This is a genomic window from Streptomyces pseudovenezuelae (assembly GCF_001513955.1).
In the GTDB taxonomy this organism is placed as follows: domain Bacteria; phylum Actinomycetota; class Actinomycetes; order Streptomycetales; family Streptomycetaceae; genus Streptomyces; species Streptomyces pseudovenezuelae.
In genome coordinates this window covers 70,934-84,996 of record NZ_KQ948146.1, presented here as the reverse complement: position 1 = coordinate 84,996, position 14,063 = coordinate 70,934, and the positions used below count along the sequence as shown (strand labels likewise).

Sequence of the window (14,063 nt, the reverse complement as noted above, 5' to 3'; positions counted from 1 at the left end):
TCGCGTGCTACCTCCGGTGTCCGTCGGAAGGGCGGGCCCGGTCGTACGGGCGGGGGTAGGCGGCCGGGACGTAGGGCAGATAGCGGGCCGGCGAGGTCGGATCGGCCTCGGTGGCACGGGAGTTAAGTGCGGCGGGGTCGCTGCCGAGCCACTGGCCGGTCCTGATCCGGTCCTCCAGTGTGTGCAGGGCGGCGATCTGCTCGCCGGGACTGAAGGTGCAGTGGCCCGCGTTGTCGACATAGCGCTGCCGCAGCAGCGGGGTCGAGCCCGCGGTGGTGGCGGCCCGGCGGTAGGCGCTCTCGGACTGCACGGGGATCAGCGCGTCGCCGGTGGTGTGGATGTTCAGCTGGGGCTTGGTGAGGCGCCCGGTGAAGGAGCTCGTACGGCTCATCCAGTCGACGGCGTTCGTGTCGGCGCGGGTGCGCGGGGCCCGGTCGAGAGTGCGGAGATCGGACTTCAGGGAGAGACCGGCCTTGGCGTACAACTCCTCGACCTCCTTGAGGTAGGGGGAGTTGCGGAGCATGGCGCGGTAGTCGACGCCGGTGTTCCACGACATCGAGCCGCCCGCCCGGGACTCGGCCTCCTGGCGCCAGACGAAGGCGGGGAACTTCACCAGTCCGACGACGGCCTGGTACTGGTTCGACTGCTGGGCGTCCCGGTCGGTGGGCGCGGGCCGGGGCTGTGAAGGGTCGTTCCAGCCGGGGATGTTGTGCAGGGCGGCGGCGAGCGCGATACGGGCGCGGCCGCCGGCGGTCTGCTGGGCCGCGGAGAGGACGGCCGTCATGGCGTCGGACGCCCGGGTCGCGGCGGCCGGATCCGGCAACCCGGTCAGCCGGATGCCGGAGCCGGGCGCGAGAAGCGTCTTGAGCGCGAAGACCGGGTCCAGCGTGCTGTTCCAGTTGGCTACACCGCCCTGGACGAGCCCACACATCGACAGCGAACCGGCGAGGCGGGACGCGTGGCGTTCGGCGAGGGCGGTCGTGACCAGGCCGCCGTAGGACGTGCCCCAGGCGATGGTCCGGCCGGCGGGTCCGAAGCGGGCGGTGAAGGTGTCGAGGGTCGCGAGCTGGTCCGGCACGGCCTCGGTGACGGCCCACCCCGTCGTGGCGTACGAGGATCCGATGAGCGCGTAACCCTGCTTCAGGAGCAGGGACTTGGTGGTGTCGTCGGGCGCGTTGCGGGCCGGGTTGGGGACGCCGGGCGGTGTGTAGCCGTGGCTGTAGAGGAGAACCGTGCCGTTCCAGCCGGCCGGTACGTCCATGAGGTAGGTCGCGCCGGACGGCAGCCGGCCCTCGACATGGACGTCCTCGGCGGCGTGGGCGGCCGCCGGGAAGGGGGCGGCGAGCAGCAGGGCGGCGACGGTGACGAGCGTACGGGTGCGGATGCGGTGCATCACGAGACGGGGGCTCCTTGGACGCAGTCCGTTTTCCTGCGGTCGGGGGGACTGACACCGGCGAAAGTAGGCGTGTACATTGCGGGCGTCAATGATGTGCACAACATCAGTGGACGGGTCGTGAGGCGTTCTGTCCCCTCGTCAGGAGGGCCCCATGCAAAGGCGTGTGCTCGGACTTGCCGTTGCGGTGGTGACCCTCGCGGGTGCCGCCGGATGTGGATCGTCGGACGCGGGCAGCGGCTCATCGTCCGCGAGCGGAGGAAAGAAGACGCAGGTCACGGTCGGTGTCATCCCCATCGTCGACGTGGCGCCGCTCTATCTCGGGCAGAAGAAGGGCTTCTTCGCGGACCGGGGGATCGAGCTGAAGATGGTGACCGCGCAGGGCGGCGCGGCGATCATCCCCGGTGTGGTGAGCGGTCAGTTCCAGTTCGGCTTCAGCAACACCACGTCCCTGATGCTCGCCCAGACCAAGGGTGTCCCCGTGAAGTCCGTGGTCAACGGGGCGGCTTCCAACGGGAAGGTGGGGGCCGACGTCACCGGTGTGCTGGTGAAGAAGGACAGCCCGGTGAAGTCCGCGAAGGACCTGGCCGGGCGCTCGGTCGCGGTGAACACCCTCCAGAACATCGGGGACACCACGGTCCGCGAGTCGGTGCGCCAGGACGGCGGCGACCCGGCGAAGGTGAAGTTCGTGGAGATCCCCTTCGACCAGATGCCGGCCGCACTGGACGGTGGTCGCGTGGACGCGGCGTGGATGGGCGAGCCGGCCCAGACGATCGCCAAGGCGCAGGGCGCCCGGGTCGTCGCCTCGCCGTTCGCCGAGACCGACCCGAAGCTCACCGTCGCGACCTGGTTCACCTCGGCCAGGATCGCGCAGCAGAACCCGGAGCTGGTGAAGAAGTTCACCGAGGCCATGACGCAGTCGCTGGAGTACGCCACCGGCCATCCCGACGAGGCCCGGCAGATCCTCACCGTCTACACCAAGATCAGCGGCGATGTGCAGGACCGGCTCATCCTCCCGAGCTGGCCCGCCCAGGTGGACATGGCCTCGCTGGAGAAGCTCGCCGCCCTCGGTGCGCAGGACGGCATCTTCGGCGGCAAGAAGCCGGACATCCAGACGCTGTTCTCCCGGTGAGGCTCACTTGGTGCGAACCAGCGGCTTCATCGGGGCGGTTGGGGTGCCGGAGGATGTGAAGGCGCTCCTGGTTCCGGTGGCGGGGCTGCGAAGACGGTGCGTCAGGAGCTGGTGCGGCCGCGGAACTTCGTGGGTGACGGCGAGGGTGTGGCCGAGCGTAGGCCGGCCGAGCGGCTCAAGCGCCGGCTGGACCGGCAACGGACCCGGTGCAGGACGTGGCGGCCTGGCTGATCCGGCGGGGGCTGCCGCAGAAGAACGGGTGCTGGTCGAACCTGTGCCGGTCGAACCTGTGCGACGACGGGATCCGCAGCGACTCCGGTGGCACCTGCCCCAGTTGCGACTGCCCGATCGGCAATCGGCGTGACCTGCGCCAGATCGTGTCTACCGAGGTCGCGGCCCGGCACCCACCCGCGGCTGCGGAGGAGCGGCGCGGGGTCCACGAGGAGGCGCCGCACGCCCCATCGGAGTCCGGCCAGCTGTCGGCCGGACCACCGCGTCACGCTCGACCACCCACCTGGCCGGCCTGGCCAGGTGTGCGTGAGGTATCTACCCCAGCTGGGCGAAGTGGGACGTCAGGAGGTGGGAGTCGAGGAGGGCGACATCGGCCGTACGGTCGGCCCGGGCATAGCCGGCCAGCATCCGTTTGGTCAGCACGAGGGCCTCGTGCGAGCGCCGCAGCAGTGGCCTGGTCCACCTCGCGATGACGTCGTCCAGCTGGTCGAGGGCGGCTGTCTGGTGGAGGAGCCCGAGGCGGTGGGCAGTGGGTGCGTCGAACTGGTCGCAGGTGAGCATGAGTTCGCGGATCCTGGCGACACCGGCCTCGGAGATCAAGCGCCCCATGGCGCCGCCCCAGGCGGGCGGCAGGCCCACGCCGACCTCCGGCATGCGGAAGCGGCAGGTGTCCGCGCCGGCCCGCAGGTCACAGTAGGCGGCGAGAGCGAGACCAGCGCCGAGGACGCCGCCGTGGAGGCGTCCGATGGTGATGGCGTGGGTGCTTTCCAGGGCTTGGCACAGACGATGAGCCTTGTCGGCGATGCGCCGCAGAGCGGCGCCCGTCGGGTCCATGGCGAGGGCGGCCGAGTATTCGCGGCGATCGGCTCCGGTGCAGAAGTCCTCACCTAGGGACGACAGGACCAGCACCCGGACATCGGGGTTCAGGTCGTCGAGCAGATCGGTGAGGGCCTCGACGACGGCGATGCTCAGTGTGTCGTCGTGCCGGGAGGGGTTGAGCCGCACATGGAGCACGCCCCCTTCCTGCTCTGTGCGTATCGGTTCACGGGAGGCCGTGGCGGGTGGAGTTGGGGCTTCGTTCACGTGACTCATGCGACGGCGACATCCAGGTTCAGCAATCGCCTGAACGCCACTCTGGGTGCTCTCGCCGGTGGGCGCACGAGAGTGAGACGGGGCAGGCGACTGATCAGTTGACGGAGCAGGGTCTGAGCCTCCAAGCGGGCCAGCGGCGCGCCGAGGCAGTAGTGGATGCCTCCGCTGAAGGCGAGATGGGCGGGTCTGCGGTAGGGGTCGAAACGTCCGGGACGAGGGTGTTTGGCCGGGTCTCGATGAGCGGCTCCCACCATGAGGTGGACCATGTCGTCACGGCGAATCGGGACGTCCTCCAGGAGACAGTCGGCGGCGGAGACTCGGCTGATGACGTGGGTAGGGGGGTCGTAGCGCAGCGTCTCCTCGACGAAGGCGGGCACGATTTCGTCGGGATCGGCGGCGACCTGGTCCCAGCGGCGCGGTTGCTCGACCAGCAGCAGCGTCATTGTCGACAGCAGGGTGGAGGTGGTCTCCAGGGCCGCCAGCAGGACGAACAGGGCCAGGTAGTAGACCTCTTGGTCGGCCTTGTCCTGATCGGGTTCGAGTGAGTCCCAGGTGGTGATCCACCGGGACACGGGGTCGTCGCGCAGGCGGGTGCGCCGGTCGCGCACCAGGTCCAGGAAGTATGCGCGCAGTTCGGCCATGGCGACGTCGGAGCGCGCCAGCTGGCTTGCGGAGGGGAGCAGTTCTTGGGTGAAGACCTGTTCGTGGGTCAGTTCCCGCAGTCGGGGCCAGTCGGCGGCCGGAAGGTTGAGCCAGTTGCCGATGGTGGCGATCGGCAGTTCTTCGCTCACCAGGGCGGCGAAGTCCGCTTCTCCGTCCCGCAGCCGGTCCGAGAGGGTGTCGAGGAGTTGGTCGGTGGCCTGGGTGACGGTCCGGCCCAGCCGCTCGACTGTCCCGCGGTCGAAGGTGCCGGCCGCCCGGCGGGCCCGCGTGTGGTCCGGTGGGTTGAGGGCGGGCAGCGTGCTCCCGATCTCCCGGGCCGAGGGGGCGCTCCAGCGGGTACGAGGGCCCTGCCGCTCCCGCCAGGGTTTGTCCGGCTCCAACCAGGCGCCGCTGCGCAGTATGTGATCGCACAATTCGTAGCTGGTCACGAGGTACCCGCCCCAGGGCGCGGGGACGACCGCGCCCTGGGAGCGGAGCTCTTTATAGATCGGGAAGGGATTGTCCTGGCCTCGTGCCGTCCGTAGACGGGAGATGAGGGAAACTGCGGTCCGGCGGTCGAACGACGGAGTCGTGACGCTTCCCATGATGACGGCCCCTTTCTGAGCACAGCCGCCATACGTACCCGCCGGGTGATTGAAGCATCCAATAACACAGTGTTCTTGTAGGGTTACTTACGTCACTCGCCCCTCGTCCATGCCAGGAAGCGGCTGAACAGGCCTGCCTTGGCATGGTGCGCGGCGTGAGCCGGCCGCGAGGCGGCGGGCGCCGCAGGGGAGACCGACGGGCGGACAGCCTCGGCGGCCTGCGGAGCAACTGGAGTGGCTGCCGGAGCCGCAGGCGGCGTGAACCGAATGGGAATCGTTATCGGTGATCGACTCCATGGTGCTTCGCTCCAGGGGAGCGATGTGAAGGCGATGCGCGTCTCGACGTCCGGCAGCTGATTGAGCAGGGCCTCGACGGCGCGGATGACGATCATGACGGCTGGATCCTTGGCCGGGCAGGCGTGAGGCCCGGCTCCGAAGGCCAGATGTGCCTTGGCGCTGAGCTGTTCGCGGTGCAAGGCCAGTTTGGGGTCGGTGTTGGCCGCCGCGAAGGAGATGAGCACCGGGTCGCCGGCGCGCAGCGTTATGCCGTCCAGGTCGACGTCGTGGGTCGGGTAGTGGGCCGCGTAGTTGGCGATCGGCGCGTACTTCCACAGGGTCTGGGCGACTGCGTCCTCGACCGAGAGACCCTGGGGCCAGTCCTCGCTGAGGTACAGAGCGGTGGCGGTGCCGATGGCGGCCGTCAGCGGCGCGGTGCCGCCGGAGAGCAGGGTGACAAGCTGGTGCAGCACCTCCTCGTCGGTCAGCTGGGCGGGGTGCTCGATCAGACGCGTCGTCAGATCGGTTCCGGGGGCTTGGTGCTTGAGGGCGATCAGCTCCATCAGTGCCGCGCCGAGGATCTCGTCCGCGCCGGCAGTGCCCGCGAAAATGCCGCTGATCCCTGCGATGACGCGGTCGCCGATCTCCGGCGGGCAGCCGAACAGGTCGCTGAAAACAAGCAGCGGCAGCGGCCCCGCGTAATCCGCCATGAGATCTGCCTGCCCGTGGGCGCCGAAGCGGCTGAGCAGATATCCGGCCGACTGCTGCACCTGCCGGGCCAGCTGGAGTTCGTTGATCGTGGCGAGACTCTCGGTGACCGCCTGGCGCAGGCGGGCGTGGCGCGCGCCGTCCGCGAAGAGCGCGTTGGGCCGATAGCCCATCATGGGCAGGGCCGGGCTGTCCTGGGGGACACGCCCCTCGTTGAGGGCGTTCCAGCGGCGGGAGTCCCTGACGAACGTCGTGGGGTTCTGCAGGACTTGCAGCGCCGCGTCGTAGCTGGTGACCAACTCGACCTCGACGTCGGGCGCAATGTCCACAGGAGTGATCGGGGCGAGCGAGCGCAGGTACTCGTAGGTGCCCTCGATGTCGGAGCCGAACTGCGGTCCGTACAACTTGACTTTGCCGCGTACGGGGCAGCTGGGAGGTATCTCCGAGGTGGTGTCGTAGTGGGGTTGCATGCCGTGGCTCCTAGACGAGGGTGGACATGAGGTGTTGCACGAGGGTGATGAGGGCCTTGGCCGACGACTGCTGATCGCGCGCATCGACGTTCACGACGGGGATCTCGTCCGGGAGATGCAGTGCCTCGCGTATCTCGTCGAGATCGTATTTCGGCATCCCGTCCTTGGTGTTGACGCCGATTGTCATGGTGAGGCCGAATTTCTCGACCAGGTCCAGCACGGGGAACGCCTCGTCCAGCCGGTCGGGATCGACGAGAACCAGGGCGCCCAGAGCGCCTCTCGACAGCTCCTCCCACATCTCCTTGAAACGCTCTTGTCCCGGCGTTCCGAAGAGGTACAGGACCAGCTGCTCGTTGAGGGTTCTCCGGCCGAAATCCATGGCCACGGTGGTGGTGGTCTTGTCCGGCATGTTCGAGAGGTCGTCGTAGCCCTCGCTGGCCTCGGTGATTTCCTCTTCGGTCCGGAGCGGGACGATCTCTGAGAGGCTGCCGATATACGTGGTCTTGCCGACCCCGAAGGGGCCCACGACGAGGACCTTTACGGCCGTGGTGACTCGTGGATCCAGGTACATGTCATGCTCCGAGAGTCTTCTGCAAGCCGTCGACGACGGCTTGGAGCAGTGCGCGGTCGTGGGACACGGCCCGCGGCGTGGGAGGCCGCACGAAGACAAGCCCCACCTCGGCCAAGTGCGCGATCAAGATGCGTACGATGCCCAGCGGCAGTTGCGTGCGCCCGGCCACTTCCGCCACGGACAGGAGACCGTCGGAGACCAGGTCCATGACCTCGCGGGCTTCCGGGGTGAGGGTGCGCGCCGCTGCGGACATGCCTTCCTGGGCGGTAACGAGCGCAGTGCGCGAGTACTCGTGGTCCGCGGGCAGGGCTCGGCCCTTGGCGATCACGAAGAGTGGTACTAATTCGGACGTCAGTTCCAGCGGTGTTTCTTGATCGTCATGCATAGCCCACCGTCCCTGTCTGCGGTGCTGAGGCCGCGTTCAGCGCGGGCACCACGTCTTCCAGGCGAGAGAGGAACTCCTCGATATCGCAGTGGTGTTCAGCCGAGGCCGCCAGGTAGGCCTCGGGACCGGCCGGGATCAGGAAAACCCAGCCATGCTCGAACTCCACGAGCGTTTGGCGCCAGGTGGCGTACAGCCCGCCGGCGAACGGCGCCGTGGCCCGGCTGTAGGCCACCATGCCCGACATCGCTGCCGAGATGACGTCCGCCATGTCCTTGCCGATGCCTGACGTCGTTCCCCTGAGCAGGCCATCGGTGCCGAGCAACACGGCGTGGCGCGCTCCCTGGACGCCGGCAACTGCCTTGTCGAGCTCGGGAAGCACGGAACCCCGACCACCCGCTGTCTCGTCCTCGACCAGCTTCGCATCGACGGCCACAGCGGCGCCGTTCACGCGGGGAGCGGATGTGAGGTGGTCACCCAGCCGGGCGACAAGCCGTTGCATGCGGAACGAAATCGCCTGCAGATCGACATCGGGGGCGGCGGCAGCGGCCAAGTAGGCGCCCCTTCCCGCCTCGGTCACCAGGATCCATCCGTCCTCGAACTCGACGAGGGTCTGATTCCACCGCCAGTCCATCACCGGCCCCGCGAACCGGGCCGTGGCCTTGCTGAGCGACTGCATGCTGGCCATGGCGGCGGCGATGTCCTTGATGCCGCCGCTGGTCAGGCCGTCCGTGGCGCCCTTGGATATGCCGTCCGCGGACAGCACGACGGCATGCCGCGCGCCGGGGACGTTGTCCACGATGCCCTTGACCATCCACGACAGGTCGTCGGTCATCGGTCTTCCGACCCTTCGAGTGACGAAGCCTCAGTCTCCCGGCCCGCGAGGGTGCCGCGCTGGAAGCCCCCCAGGCCCCGGCCGGAACGGCTGGCGCTGACCTCGCGCACCGGCGACGGTTCACTGCGGCGGCCGCTGTCGGTGACACTTGCGATGGGTGTCTGGCGCTGGCCGCGCTTCGGCAGGCCGTGCGCCGTACGACCGACAGCCTCAACAGCCTGTGGCTGGCTTGCCTGGTTCTCGTTGCGTCGGATGCTGACGGGAGCGTCCTGGGCAGGCGGTGGCGTCTCCTCCATGGTCCACAGCTCCTCGGGCAGACGAACCACGGCCCTGACACCGCCGTACCGGGAAACTCCGGTGACGTCGACGCTGAAACCGTACTGACGGGCGAGCAGACCAATCACGGAGAACCCGAACTTGGGCTGGGTTCCCATCTGAGACAGCCGGGGGGCCGTTTCGCCGGACAGCAGTTCCATCGCCGCCTGCCGGTCCTCGTCGCTCATGCTGACGCCGGCGTCGTCGATCACGATGCACATGTAGTTCTGCACTCGCTTGAACGTGACCTCGATCGGCGCGTCCTGCTGCGAGAACGACGCGGCGTTGTCCAGCAGTTCCGCCACCGTCAATGCGACCGGGGCTACCGCCGTGGCCTTCAGCGCGATATTGCTGTCCTGCAACAGCTCGACCCGCTGGAAGTTCCTGATCTGGCCCTGGGCGCTGCGCACCACGTCGTAGATGCTCGCGGGCCTCTTGCGGCGACCGAGCGGTCCCCCGCAGAGCACGGCGATGCCCTCGGCCCTGCGTGCCATCTGCGCGTTCGCGTGGTGCACTTCGAGCAGGTCCTTCAGGACGGGGTGGCCCCCGTAGTCGCGCTGAATCTTGTCCAGGAGCGTCGTCGACTCCGCCGTAAGAGTCTGCAAGAAACGGGCCGCCCCCTTCAGAACGCCCTTGGTCCTGTCCTCTGCCGCCTGCTCGGCTTCTTGGATGACGGCAGCTCGCTCCTCCTGGAACTGCACCAACTCGTTGTTCGCGGCCTCCACCTGACGCTGAGCAGCGGCCTTCGCCTGCTGCGCGTCAGCCTCCGCCCGCCGCAACTTCGCCCCTAGGGCTCTGCTACGGAGAGTGAGCACCACGACCGCAGCAACGGCTATCGCCGCCACCGAGGCCAGGCACCATATGAGCGCCTCTTGATTCATGGGAGCCTTTCCCGGCACGGTTGCAGACATCGGTCGATCTATCGCGCGATGATCCACAGCGCATTTACCAGGTACTTAAACGGCTGCTGTCACGGCAAGGAAGCCAACCCCCATATGGCACCCGACCCGAGTGGATCAAGGTCGCGGACGCGGGAATGCTACCACCGCAACCATTGCCCCTCGGCAGGCCCCTGAGGCGACAGCCACGACTCCAACACGTCTGTCACACAACGCTGTTGGCGGGGTGTCAGCGCGAACGAATCATGGGCGTTGCTCAGCGCAGGAGAAGAGCAACCGAGCCGTCAACCGGGGCCCACGCCGGGAGAGGTCGGTTCGCTGTGCGCGGGCGTGACCGTGGCGTGGAGTGGGTGTCCGGAGAATGACGGCCTGGGCAGCGGCGTGGACCTGGCGACAAGCCTGAGCCGCCCCACGTGATCGAAACGCGTAAGCAGGAGACTCTTCGGTGCGGACCTTCGCCCTCTGCCGGCAGAAGGCTCACCCGGCGCTACGAGGTCCATGGCGCCGGTACGGCACCGATCTGCTGCATCACCCCGAGGAGATCGGGCTGGCCCCGTTCGCCGACGATCCGGCCGTCGGCCAGGTAGTAGAAGTTCATGGCCTGTACCGAGATCTCGTTGCCGCTCGCCCGGATCCCGAAGAACTCACCGTCGTGGGTTCCCCGCATGGTGAACCGCGCGGCCACGGTGTCGCCTTCGGTGACCTTCTCCTCCAGCGTCCACTGGACGTCGGGGAAGGCGCTGCGCATCATCCCGAGGACTTCCAAGTACCCGTCGGGCCCCCGTAGTGGTTCCGGGTGGCTTGGCGCATGGAACACCGCGTCCGGAGAAATGCCCTCACGGGCGAGATCCTCGTCGCCCGTGTTGATGAACTCGACGAAACGGTTCATCACTGACTCGGTGGATTGCGATGGCATCTTGCTGTGCCTCTCCAGAGGCGTTTGGACGGCTTCCTCGCCGAGGGACCCCTGCCTGGACACGAGCTGCGCCGCCGCATCTCACAGCTGACCGGCTACACGCGGCCGGTCAGTGACGGCAGCCTGTATCCGGCGATCAATCGTCTGACCAGGGCGGGCTTGATCGAGCGGCGCGCCGACCCGGCCGCGGGGGGGGGGGAGCCCGGTACGTACTCAGCCTGACCGCGGCCGGACGCGCCGACATGCTGCAGCGCCTGCGCAAGCCCGCCGACCACGAGATCACCGACTTCACCCGGTTCTACGTCGTCCTGGCCTTCCTCTCCCACCTGCCCGACGTGACCGAACAGCACGCGGTGCTGCGCAGACGGCTGGAGTTCCTGGAGGAACCGGCGAGCTTCTTCTACGCCAACGAGCGGCCCCTGCGTGCCGAGGAGGTCGCCGACCCCTACCGGCGGGGCATGCTGCTCACCACCCGCGCCACCAGTCGCGCCGAACGGACCTGGCCGCGCGAGGCCCTCGGGGAGAAGGCGCCCGTCTTCGACACCGGACGCACCGACGGCGATCCGCATGCGCCCGCCGCTCCCGCGAGCTGACTGTCCACGGAGGTACCCCCATGCTCGCTTCCTGGTACGACGACCAGGGCCCCGCCGCCGATGTCCTGCACGTCGGTGAACCCCCGGATCCCGTCCCCGGCCCCGGCGAGGTCCGCGTCCGCGTCACCGTCTCGGGCGTCAACCCCGGCGACACCAAGAAACGGCGCGGCTGGCTCGGCTCGTCCATGCCCTTCCCGCGGGTGGTCCCGCACAGCGACGGCGCCGGAGTCGACGCCCGCCGCGTCGGACAGCGGGTCTGGGTATACGGCGCCCAGTCCTACCGCCCCTTCGGCACCGCCGCCCAGTACACCGTCGTACCTGACCACCAAGCCGTACCTCTGCCAGATCATCTGAGCGATGAGCTGGGGGCGAGCCTCGGCATCCCCGGCATCACCGCCCACCGCACCGTCTTCGCCGACGGCCCGGTCGACGGCCAACTGGTCCTGGTCCACGGAGTTCTCGGCGGCGTCGGCTCCCTGGCCGCCCAGCTCGCCCACTGGGCCGGCGCGACGGTGATCGCGACCGTCCGCCGAACCGCGGACCTCAGCCGCGTCGACGCGGCCGTCGTCTCCCACGCCGTCGCCCTGGACACCGGCGAGCCCGCCGCGGCCATCCGCTCGTACGCGCCGCGGGGCGTCGACCGCATCATCGAGGTCGCGCTGTCCGACAACGCAGATCTCGACAACGCCGTCGCCGCCAACAACGCCGTCATCGCCGCCTACGCCACTCGCACGGACCGCACGGAGATCCCCTTCTGGCCGTTGCTGTTCAACAACGTCACCCTGCGGCTGCTCGGCAGCGACGACTTCCCCGCCGACGCCAAGCGCCAGGCCGCCCGTGACCTCACCTCCGCAGCCGCCGTCGGCGCCCTCACCGTCGCCGTCGGCGAGCGTCACCCGCTGGACGACACCGCCAAGGCCCACGACCACGTCGACGCCCGCGGTGGCCACGGCCGCATCCTGGTCAACATCCCCCAATAGCGCGGACTCTGAAGACTGCCCTGCGGGGCGGCCCGTCGCGCTGGGATGGTGGTTGACCGTCAGGTAGCAATGCCCCTGGTCGTGGCGAATGTGGTCCTCGGTGAGTTCTCCGGCATGGGGACGACGACGGATGACGCCCGCCACCCGCCAGACCGTCGCGGCACGTACCGCGTTCAGGCCTTGGGGCGTCGTCCGCTGCGTCGTGGGGCGGGGTCGGAGCCGCCCAGGAGTTCGCGGCGGCGTTCGTCGCCGTGCTCCTCCACTTGGAGGACGACCTGGCGCAGCCCCTCCGCGAGGCCACGGCACTCGGTGTCGCTGAGGCCGGCCGTCACGAAGGCCTCCTCCTCGTTGAACGCGGGGAACACCCGGCGCATCAGCTCCTCGCCCTCGTCGGTGAGCCTGAGCAGGACGAGCCGTCCGTCCGTGGGGTGCCCGGCCCGGCTCAGCAGCCCGCGCGACTCCAGGGTCCGCGAGACGCCGGTGAGGGTGCCCTTGGAGATCCCGGCCTCCTCCGCCACGTGCCGGGTCTCCGACTCGCCCCACACCCAGACCACCCACAGCACGACGAACGCCGTCCACGTCAGGTCGGAGCCGCGCAGCACGGAGTTCTCCAGGTGCTGGCGCACCGCGGAGGCGGCCCGGTAGATGTTCGCCACGGCCGCCATCTGGTCCCGTCGGATCGGGAAACCGCCGAGCTTCTCGGCCGCGAGCTTCTCGGCTTGGGTGATGGATCGCTGGCCGGGCACGGGCGGCTCCTTCGTCGGGCGCAGATCGTTCGGGCTCAAATTCTAGAGGGGGTGACGCGCGGCCCACAGGTCCGTGTCCCACTCCAGGAGCCGGGCGAGGTCCTCGTCGGAGGGGCGGGCGGCGGCCGAGGGGGTGGGGGTGCCCCGGGAGATGTTGCCGCTGACGGTGATGTTGTGCTCCACGCGAGGGCGGCGGAGCGTCTCGTAGAGCGTGAGTGCGGCATCCGGGTGCGGCGCGTCCCGCAGGGACTTGGCGAGGACGACCGCGTCCTCCAGCGCCATCGAGGCACCCTGGCCGGTCGCGGGGGACGCGGCATGGGCAGCGTCACCGATGAGCAGGATCCGGCCGGAGCGCCAGGGCGTGCCGGTGGGGATCTCGGTGGCGTTGGTGACCATCAGCTCGTCGCCGGTGGCCGCGACGAGGTCCGCCGCCGGTGTGGCGTCCTTGCGCAGCAGCGGCAGCAACAGGTCGCGCCACCGGGCGGGCGTGCCCTGCGCCAACTCCTCGGCGGGCAGCGGGTCGCCGGACACCCGGGCGAACCAGTACGTCTCCCCGTCGGGCGACACCGCGTAGCCGAAGGCGGCCCCGCTGCCGCGGACCATGGTGATGCACGCGTCCGCGCCGGGAGGGGACGCGGTGCGCGTGTAGCCGTAGAAGACGTACTGGCCGGCGTGGCACGGCCGCGTCCCGAGGGAGACCGACCGGCGTACGGCGGAGTTCAGGCCGTCGGCGCCGATCAGGAGGTCGCCGGACGCGGTGGTGCCGTCGGCGAAGTGCGCGGTGACCTGGTCGGGGCCCTCCTCGACCGAGACGAGCCGTGCGCCGTGCCGGACGGCGACACCGCGGCGCCCCGCCTCCGCCTGGAGCGCCGCGTTGAGGTCCCCGCGGCGCAGGCACCGGTAGTGCAGGAGCGGATCGGAGACCTCGCCCATGGGCGCGTGCGCCTGCTCGGTGCCCGTGTCGTCGAGGAGCCGCAGCGAGGTCAGCGGGAAGCCGATCGCGGTGACCGCCGCGGAGGCGTCCAGCTGGGCCAGGGCCCGCATGCCGTTGCTCGCCAGGGTGAGGAACGCGCCGATGTCCTCGGCCGAGTCGGGATGGGCCTCGTGGACCACGGCCTCGAAACCCGCCTTGTGCAGCGCCAGAGCCGTCGCCGTGCCGGCGATACCGCCGCCGATGACCAGTACGCGTGCCACACCCACCCCGTTCGTTGCGCGTCGGCCCGCACGGTCGTACGGGCACGGAGGGAACGAGGGGGCGACTGCGAGGGTTCCGGGGG

13 protein-coding genes and 1 pseudogene are annotated in these 14,063 nt (G+C 69.4%); 3 read left to right on the top strand and 11 right to left on the bottom strand.

The features are described from left to right. Positions 1-7 precede the first annotated feature (7 nt). Positions 8-1,393: an alpha/beta hydrolase family protein gene (locus AQI94_RS12535; RefSeq protein ID WP_031037308.1), complete on the bottom strand. Its 1,386-nt coding sequence runs from the start codon at positions 1,391-1,393 to the stop codon at positions 8-10. A gap of 154 nt (positions 1,394-1,547) precedes the next feature. Here AQI94_RS12535 and AQI94_RS12530 point away from each other — a divergent pair, with 154 nt between their 5' ends. Beyond that, entirely contained in the window at positions 1,548-2,525 is a 978-nt protein-coding gene (locus AQI94_RS12530) for an ABC transporter substrate-binding protein (RefSeq protein ID WP_031037305.1), read from the top strand. A gap of 546 nt (positions 2,526-3,071) precedes the next feature. On the opposite strand, the gene AQI94_RS12525 is transcribed toward AQI94_RS12530, so the two are convergent. The 8 genes from AQI94_RS12525 to AQI94_RS12490 all read right to left on the bottom strand — a co-directional run bounded on the left by AQI94_RS12525 (position 3,072) and on the right by AQI94_RS12490 (position 10,440). Beyond that, positions 3,072-3,848, bottom strand: coding sequence for an enoyl-CoA hydratase/isomerase family protein (locus AQI94_RS12525; RefSeq protein WP_031037302.1), 777 nt, complete (start codon positions 3,846-3,848; stop codon positions 3,072-3,074). Beyond that, positions 3,845-5,095, bottom strand: a complete 1,251-nt coding sequence (locus AQI94_RS12520) for a cytochrome P450 (RefSeq protein WP_031037299.1) — start codon at positions 5,093-5,095, stop codon at positions 3,845-3,847. The genes AQI94_RS12525 and AQI94_RS12520 overlap by 4 nt, the downstream gene beginning before the upstream one ends. Before the next feature lie 92 nt (positions 5,096-5,187). Continuing rightward, the gene (locus AQI94_RS12515; protein WP_031037297.1) at positions 5,188-6,549 is read right to left on the bottom strand and encodes a cytochrome P450 family protein; all 1,362 of its coding nucleotides are present in this window, start codon (positions 6,547-6,549) and stop codon (positions 5,188-5,190) included. Between the two features lie 10 nt (positions 6,550-6,559). Continuing rightward, positions 6,560-7,120, bottom strand: coding sequence for a GTP-binding protein (locus tag AQI94_RS12510; RefSeq protein WP_031037293.1), 561 nt, complete (start codon positions 7,118-7,120; stop codon positions 6,560-6,562). Position 7,121: 1 nt separating this feature from the next. Beyond that, on the bottom strand, positions 7,122-7,505 hold the full coding sequence (locus tag AQI94_RS12505) for a DUF742 domain-containing protein (RefSeq protein WP_031037290.1): 384 nt from the start codon (positions 7,503-7,505) through the stop codon (positions 7,122-7,124). Beyond that, positions 7,498-8,337: a roadblock/LC7 domain-containing protein gene (locus AQI94_RS12500; protein ID WP_031037287.1), complete on the bottom strand. Its 840-nt coding sequence runs from the start codon at positions 8,335-8,337 to the stop codon at positions 7,498-7,500. The genes AQI94_RS12505 and AQI94_RS12500 overlap by 8 nt, the downstream gene beginning before the upstream one ends. After that, positions 8,334-9,533, bottom strand: a complete 1,200-nt coding sequence (locus AQI94_RS12495) for an ATP-binding protein (RefSeq protein ID WP_031037283.1) — start codon at positions 9,531-9,533, stop codon at positions 8,334-8,336. Before AQI94_RS12495 ends, AQI94_RS12500 begins: the two co-directional genes overlap by 4 nt. 505 nt (positions 9,534-10,038) lie before the next feature. Further along, complete coding sequence (locus AQI94_RS12490; protein ID WP_225890181.1) at positions 10,039-10,440, bottom strand: ester cyclase; 402 nt, start codon at positions 10,438-10,440, stop codon at positions 10,039-10,041. 33 nt (positions 10,441-10,473) lie between these two features. Here AQI94_RS12490 and AQI94_RS12485 point away from each other — a divergent pair. Continuing rightward, positions 10,474-11,060, top strand: a pseudogene (locus AQI94_RS12485) (PadR family transcriptional regulator). A 20-nt stretch (positions 11,061-11,080) separates the two neighbouring features. Further along, complete coding sequence (locus AQI94_RS12480; protein ID WP_031037275.1) at positions 11,081-12,040, top strand: NADPH:quinone reductase; 960 nt, start codon at positions 11,081-11,083, stop codon at positions 12,038-12,040. 173 nt (positions 12,041-12,213) lie between these two features. On the opposite strand, the gene AQI94_RS12475 is transcribed toward AQI94_RS12480, so the two are convergent. Then, positions 12,214-12,786, bottom strand: a complete 573-nt coding sequence (locus AQI94_RS12475; protein WP_031037271.1) for a MarR family winged helix-turn-helix transcriptional regulator — start codon at positions 12,784-12,786, stop codon at positions 12,214-12,216. Between the two features lie 42 nt (positions 12,787-12,828). Beyond that, positions 12,829-13,980: an FAD-dependent oxidoreductase gene (locus tag AQI94_RS12470; protein WP_037941044.1), complete on the bottom strand. Its 1,152-nt coding sequence runs from the start codon at positions 13,978-13,980 to the stop codon at positions 12,829-12,831. Positions 13,981-14,063: the final 83 nt, after the last annotated feature.